The following is a 5,735-nucleotide window of genomic DNA, read 5'->3' as shown; positions in this document are numbered from 1 at the left end:
ATTCTGCGGGAGTAGGTTTGAATGGTGAGGTGGTGAATGAAAAAAGCCTGTCATCCTGAGCTTGCGAAGGACCTTATGCCAGTTGAACGAGTCGTTGGTACGTCCGTCGTTCTGCCGTGATAAGGTCCTTCGCAAGCTCAGGATGACAGGCTTTTTTCATTCACCACCTCACCATCTCACAACCTCACTACTCACCATTTCAGCACTGCTCCACTACTGCTTTCAATAACGCCGTAAGCCGTGGCTCCGCATCAGCAGCTACGCGCAGAATATCAGCTAATTGCACGCGTTTGAGCTTGCCGGGCGCGCATAGGTCGGTGATGACGGATATGGCCAGCACGGGCAGTTGCATGTGCACGGCGGCAATAACTTCGGGCACAGTGCTCATTCCTACCCCATCGGCCCCGATAGTGCGCAGGTAACGGTACTCGGCGGGGGTTTCCAGCATGGGGCCGGGTAGGGAGGCGTACACGCCGCGCCGCACTTTGTCGGCGAATCCTAAATCCTGAGCAGCTTTTTCGGCTAGGGACAGCAGGCTGTGGTCGTAGGGCTCCAGCATATCGGGGAAGCGCGGGCCCAACTCGTCCAGGTTTTTGCCGATGAGCGGGTTGGTGGGTTGCAGGTTGATGTGGTCCTCAATGAGCATGAGGTCGGCGTAGTTGTAGTCGGGGTTGAGGCCGCCGCCGGCGTTGCTCACAAACAGCTTCTGAATGCCCAGCAGCTTCAGCACGCGCACCGGAAACACTACTTGCTCCATGGAGTAGCCCTCATAGAAGTGAAAGCGCCCCTGCATCACCAGCACCCGCCTACCCGCCAGCGTGCCCGCCAGCAGCTTACCCGAGTGGCTCTCTACCGTTGACACTGGAAAATGCGGAATATCAGCGTAGGAAAACGTGTGGGCTACTTCGATTTCCTGCACCAACCCACCTAAACCGGTACCGAGAATAATACCGAATTCGGGTTGAAAGTCTTGCAGGCGGGTTTGGAGGTAGGCAGTAGCTTCGCGGAGTTGTTGCATGGGGTGGGGTTGAAGTGTAAGACCGTTTGTCATCCTGAGCAGAGCGAAGAACCTTCTCACGGCAGAATAACAGGCGTAACAACGACTCGTTCTGGTGTGAGAAGGTCCTTCGCTCTGCTCAGGATGACAAACGTTGTAAAACGTTACTCAATCGTCATCTCAAACGGCATGCGGGCCTGCACACCGCGCATCTGCGTGAGCTTCTGGTATTGCTCGTACATAGGATAGAGCGCGCCCATTTCCTGCTTCACCATACGCAAGCGCACTTCCTCGTTCAGCCCAGTGAACATGCTTTCGACGAAGGTTTTTTGGCGGGGTAGGCGCTGCAAGGAGTAGTCGCCCTCTTTCAGCTTGGCGCGGCGGGCGGCGATACGTAGCGCATCGTCCATAGAACCCAGCACGTCGACCAGGCCGCGGGCCTTGGCCTCACTGCCCGACCACACCCTACCCGACGCCAAGCGGCGCAGGCGCTCCACGGGCATGTGGCGACCCTGGGCGGCTTTGGTGGTAAAATCGGCGTAGATGCGGTCTACCTCCTGTTGCAATTGTTGCTTCTCGTAGGCCGTGAGCGGCCGCGTGATGGTGGGAATATCCGAGAACTCGCCCGTTTTCACCCGGTCCGTCGTCACCCCAATTTTCTCACTCAAGAACGGTCCAATGTTCGGCAATACGCCGAATACGCCGATGCTACCCGTGATGGTATTGGGGTGGGCCACGATGGTATCGCAGGCCATGGCAATGAAGTAGCCACCCGACGCCGCCACATCCGACATGGAGCAGATAATGGGCTTCACCTTCTTGGTCAGCACCACTTCGCGGTAGATAATATCCGAGGCCAGCGACGAGCCACCGGGCGAGTTCACGCGCAGTACTACGGCCTTCACCTTATCATCCATGCGGGCTTTGCGGATGGCCTCGGCGAAGCGCGTGCTGCCAATGCTGCTACCGCTACCCTTACCCGTCACGATGTCGCCCTCGGCGTAGATAACGGCAATCCGGTTGTTGCCCAGCGTTTCATCCTCACTGTTTTTGGCGTAGTCGCTCAGGTCAATGGTGCTCAGCTTTTTATCCTTCGCCACGCCCAGCTTGCCTTTGATGTAGTCGGTAGCCTGATCGTAGTAGCCCAGGTTGGTCACCAGGCCGAGGCGCTTAGCGTCGTCGGCGTTGTGCACCAGCATGGAGTCGCTGATAACCTTGAGGCGCGGCCCCGGAATGCGGCGGGCCGTAGCCACATGGCCCAGCATGTAGTCGTTGAGCGAGTTCAGGAACGAAGACGTTTGCAGCCGCGCCGAATCCGACATGCTGGTGCGGAAATACGGCTCTACGGCGCTCTTAAACGAGCCTACCCGGAAAATGTACGGCTCCACGCCCAGCTTATCGAACAGGTTTTTGTAGTAGTAGGTCTCCGAGCTGAGACCGTTGAACTCCAGCGTGCCCTGCGGATTGAGGTAGATACGGTTAGCCACCGAAGCCAAGTAGTAGCTCTTTTCCGATTGCGCATCGGCATACGACACGATGAACTTGCCCGATTTCTTGAAATCCAGCAGCGCATCGCGAATTTCCTCCAGCGAGGCCATGCCACCCTGCACCAGCTCCACATTCAGCAAAATGCCTCTGATGTCGCCGTCATCTTTGGCACGGCCAATGGCTTCTTTCACCTGTTCCAACCCAATATCATCGGCCTGCGAGCTGATGAGCGACGCCAACGAGCTGCGGCTTTCGCGCTCAGCCAACGGCTTATCCAGCTTGATTTCCAGCACCGAGTTACTGGCTACCGTCACCTCCTTATCGGCGGAGCTGGCCAGAACAAACAGCGCCCCCAGCAACAGCACAAAACTCAGTATACCAAACAGCACCAACCCCGTGAGGGTAGCCAGCACGTACTTAAAAAATTGTTTCATGTAGGGGATTCAGATAGGGAGATGCGGAAAAGATATAGAAACGTAAAACAGTCTGTCATCCTGAGCTTGCGAAGGACCTTCTCACGTTGAACAACGCCTCGTTCTGCCGTGAGAAGGTCCTTCGCAAGCTCAGGATGACAGATAATTTTTACGCTGGCAAGGCCTCGATGCTGCCCGTATCCTGCAAGGCCTGGCGCAACGTGGTGAGGCGGGTGAGCAGACCCTCCAGCTGATCCAACGGCAGCATGTTGGCCCCGTCCGATTTGGCGGTGGCGGGGGTAGGGTGCGTTTCGATGAACAGGCCGTCGGCGCCCACGGCAATGGCAGCTTTGGCAATGGTTTCGATGAGGGCCGGCTGGCCACCCGTCACGCCGCTGCTCTGGTTGGGCTTTTGCAGGGAGTGGGTCACGTCCATCACCACGGGCACGCCAAACTGCTGCATGGCCGGCAGGTTGCGGAAATCCACCACCAAGTCGGAGTAGCCGAACGAGTTGCCACGCTCCGTCAGAATCACATGCTCGTTGCCGGACTGCCGCACTTTATCCACGGCAAACTGCATGGCGTCGCCGCTCAAGAACTGACCTTTTTTCACGTTCACCACTTTGCCGGTTTTGGCGGCGGCAATCAGCAAATCGGTCTGGCGGCATAGGAAAGCCGGAATTTGCAGCACGTCTACGTACTCAGCGGCAAAGGCAGCCTCGGTGGTTTCGTGGATGTCGGTGACGGTAGGCACGCCAATTTCGCGCCCCACCTTTTGCAGGATGCGCAGGGCCGTTTCGTCGCCGATGCCGGTGAAGGAATCCAGGCGCGAGCGGTTGGCCTTACGGTAAGAGCCTTTGAAGATGTAAGGAATCTGGAGCTTATCGGTGATATGCTTAATGCGCTCAGCAATGCGCAGGGCCATGTCTTCTCCCTCGATAACGCAGGGGCCGGCCATCAGAAAGAACTGACCGGAGTTGGTATTGCGGAAATGCGGGAGGACGTTGGCAAGTTGGGCAAACATAGAAGGCAAGGTAGGGGCCGGCGCCATAGGGCCACCAGCTGGTAAGACAAAAAAATGAGGGTAGAGAGTGGGAAACGCAAGCTACGGCTTAACCTCCGTTTTCCGGCGCAAACACATAAACAACTCCCTACCCTGCCGGGGTTTCAAGGAATTATAGGCCGGTGCGAAATGCACGAAATCAAAATACGGCTCGAAATAGGTGCGGTACTCCGCCGCGCTACCGCCGAAGGGTGGGCCGGGCTGCGAAAACTCCGTGTCGAAGAGCAAGCCTACGAGCGTGCCACCGGGGCGCAAAAGCGCGGCGCACTGCCGGGCGTAGTTGGGGCGCTGGGCGGGGTCGAGGGCACAAAAGAACGTCTGCTCTACCAGCAAATTGAACGGCTCGGTGGGCGCCAAGGCGAAAAAATCTTGTAGCAGCAAGTGGTCCGCTGGGAAGTTGGGCACGCGGGTTTGCAGGGCCGCTAGGGCGTCGGGCGCCACGTCGGCCACCCACACCTGGGAGTAGCCCTGGCCGTGCAAATATTCGGCTTCGTAGCCGCGTCCAGCGCCCGGAATGAGGATGCGGCGAGCATCAGGCTCGGATAGCTGCATGAAATATTCCCGCAGAGGCGGCGTTATCTGGCCCGTATCCCAGCCAGTTTGTCCGGCCTCGTAACGCCCTTGCCAGTAGATGGCATCAAGCTTTTGCGTAGGTTGCATCACCTTATCCGATTTAAGCCGGGACTTGCGCACGTGCACAATCCCTTTATTTTTGTGCACAAAGGTACTGGTCCCACCCGCATCTGCCGGGTATCACTTAACCCTCCCATTACATGGAACCAACTCAAAATTCTGAACCTAAAAACAACAACCGGGTCTGGCTGTTCGTGGCCCTCTTTCTGGTGCTACTGGGCATCAACGGCTTCCTGTTCTACCTGAATCAGCAGAAAGGCAAGCAAAACGAGCAGCTGACAGCCACTGTCAAAGAGAAAGACTCCAAGCTGGAACAGCAAATCAAAGAGTACGAAACCCTAAAGGCTGATTTTGAGCGCCAGAGCCAGGAAGTACAAGGGATGGGCCTAGCCAACGACTCGCTGGAGGCTCGCATTGCCTCTATCAACGCCGATTTGCTGAAACTGCGCTCCTTCCGCAAGGGCAGCTTCTCTATTGCTGAGCAGCGTCGCTTCAAGGAGCGCGCCGCTAACTTCGAGAATCAGCTGCGCAAAAAAGACGAGGAAATTGCTCAGTTGAAGGCTGATAACGAGGCTCTCTACACCGAAACAACTACCCTGAAAGAGCGCCAAAACAAACTCACCGACACCATCTCGACGGTAGTACGCTCCAACCAGGAGCTGTCGGACAAGGTAGCCGTGGCCTCGCGCCTGCAAGCCGACAACATCCGGGTAGGCATCATCAACGGCCGCAACAAAGAAAAGGACGACGACGACAACGAGTTCAAAGCCAAGCGGGTAGAGAAAGTGAAAGTTACTTTCAACCTAGCTCGCAACGACGTGGCCCCCAAGGAAACCAAGCAAATCATGATGCGCTTGATCGAGCCCGACGGCTCGGCGCTATACAACCTGAGCACCGGCGGCGGCACGTTTATGGTTGATGGGTCGGAGGCGTTTTACACGGCCAAGCAGGACATCGTGTTTGACAACACCCGCCAGCCTGTGCAGTTTTTGTACGCCAAGGGTGCACCTTACAAAACCGGTCTGCACACGGTAGAGCTATATTCGGGTGGCGTGATGATCGGCAAAACCACGTTCACGCTGAAGTAGAATATCTGAACCACGAATTCGCTCGGATTTTTCGGATTACGCGAATTTTGTGG

At 56.8% G+C, this 5,735-nt stretch carries 5 protein-coding genes; 1 reads left to right on the top strand and 4 read right to left on the bottom strand.

Annotation, left to right across the window (positions count from 1 at the left end):
- Positions 1-199: 199 nt before the first annotated feature.
- The 4 genes from KYK14_RS21350 to KYK14_RS21335 all read right to left on the bottom strand — a co-directional run bounded on the left by KYK14_RS21350 (position 200) and on the right by KYK14_RS21335 (position 4,681).
- Complete coding sequence (locus KYK14_RS21350; RefSeq protein ID WP_208307997.1) at positions 200-1,018, bottom strand: purine-nucleoside phosphorylase; 819 nt, start codon at positions 1,016-1,018, stop codon at positions 200-202.
- Between the two features lie 143 nt (positions 1,019-1,161).
- Positions 1,162-2,919, bottom strand: a complete 1,758-nt coding sequence (gene sppA / locus KYK14_RS21345; RefSeq protein WP_219161688.1) for a signal peptide peptidase SppA — start codon at positions 2,917-2,919, stop codon at positions 1,162-1,164.
- A 148-nt stretch (positions 2,920-3,067) separates the two neighbouring features.
- Positions 3,068-3,922, bottom strand: coding sequence for a 3-deoxy-8-phosphooctulonate synthase (kdsA, locus tag KYK14_RS21340; RefSeq protein WP_219161687.1), 855 nt, complete (start codon positions 3,920-3,922; stop codon positions 3,068-3,070).
- 81 nt (positions 3,923-4,003) lie between these two features.
- The gene (locus KYK14_RS21335) at positions 4,004-4,681 is read right to left on the bottom strand and encodes a methyltransferase domain-containing protein (RefSeq protein WP_343217149.1); all 678 of its coding nucleotides are present in this window, start codon (positions 4,679-4,681) and stop codon (positions 4,004-4,006) included.
- A gap of 53 nt (positions 4,682-4,734) precedes the next feature.
- On the opposite strand from KYK14_RS21335, the gene KYK14_RS21330 reads away from it, so the two are divergent.
- Positions 4,735-5,682 carry a hypothetical protein gene (locus tag KYK14_RS21330; RefSeq protein WP_208307994.1) on the top strand — a complete coding sequence of 316 codons (948 nt, stop codon included), beginning with the start codon at positions 4,735-4,737 and terminating at the stop codon, positions 5,680-5,682.
- Positions 5,683-5,735 lie beyond the last annotated feature (53 nt).

Source organism: Hymenobacter profundi (assembly GCF_019334315.1).
Lineage (GTDB): Bacteria > Bacteroidota > Bacteroidia > Cytophagales > Hymenobacteraceae > Hymenobacter > Hymenobacter profundi.
The sequence above is the reverse complement of the archived record's forward strand: the minus strand, read 5'-3'. Positions and strand labels throughout refer to the sequence as shown.

Excerpts from the sequence above, each read along its gene's own strand:
- KYK14_RS21350 (WP_208307997.1), bottom strand. The coding sequence starts at position 1,018 with ATGCAACAACTCCGCGAAGCTACTGCCTACCTCCAAACCCGCCTGCAA.
- sppA (WP_219161688.1), bottom strand. The coding sequence starts at position 2,919 with ATGAAACAATTTTTTAAGTACGTGCTGGCTACCCTCACGGGGTTGGTG.
- kdsA (WP_219161687.1), bottom strand. The coding sequence starts at position 3,922 with ATGTTTGCCCAACTTGCCAACGTCCTCCCGCATTTCCGCAATACCAAC.
- KYK14_RS21330 (WP_208307994.1), top strand. The coding sequence starts at position 4,735 with ATGGAACCAACTCAAAATTCTGAACCTAAAAACAACAACCGGGTCTGG.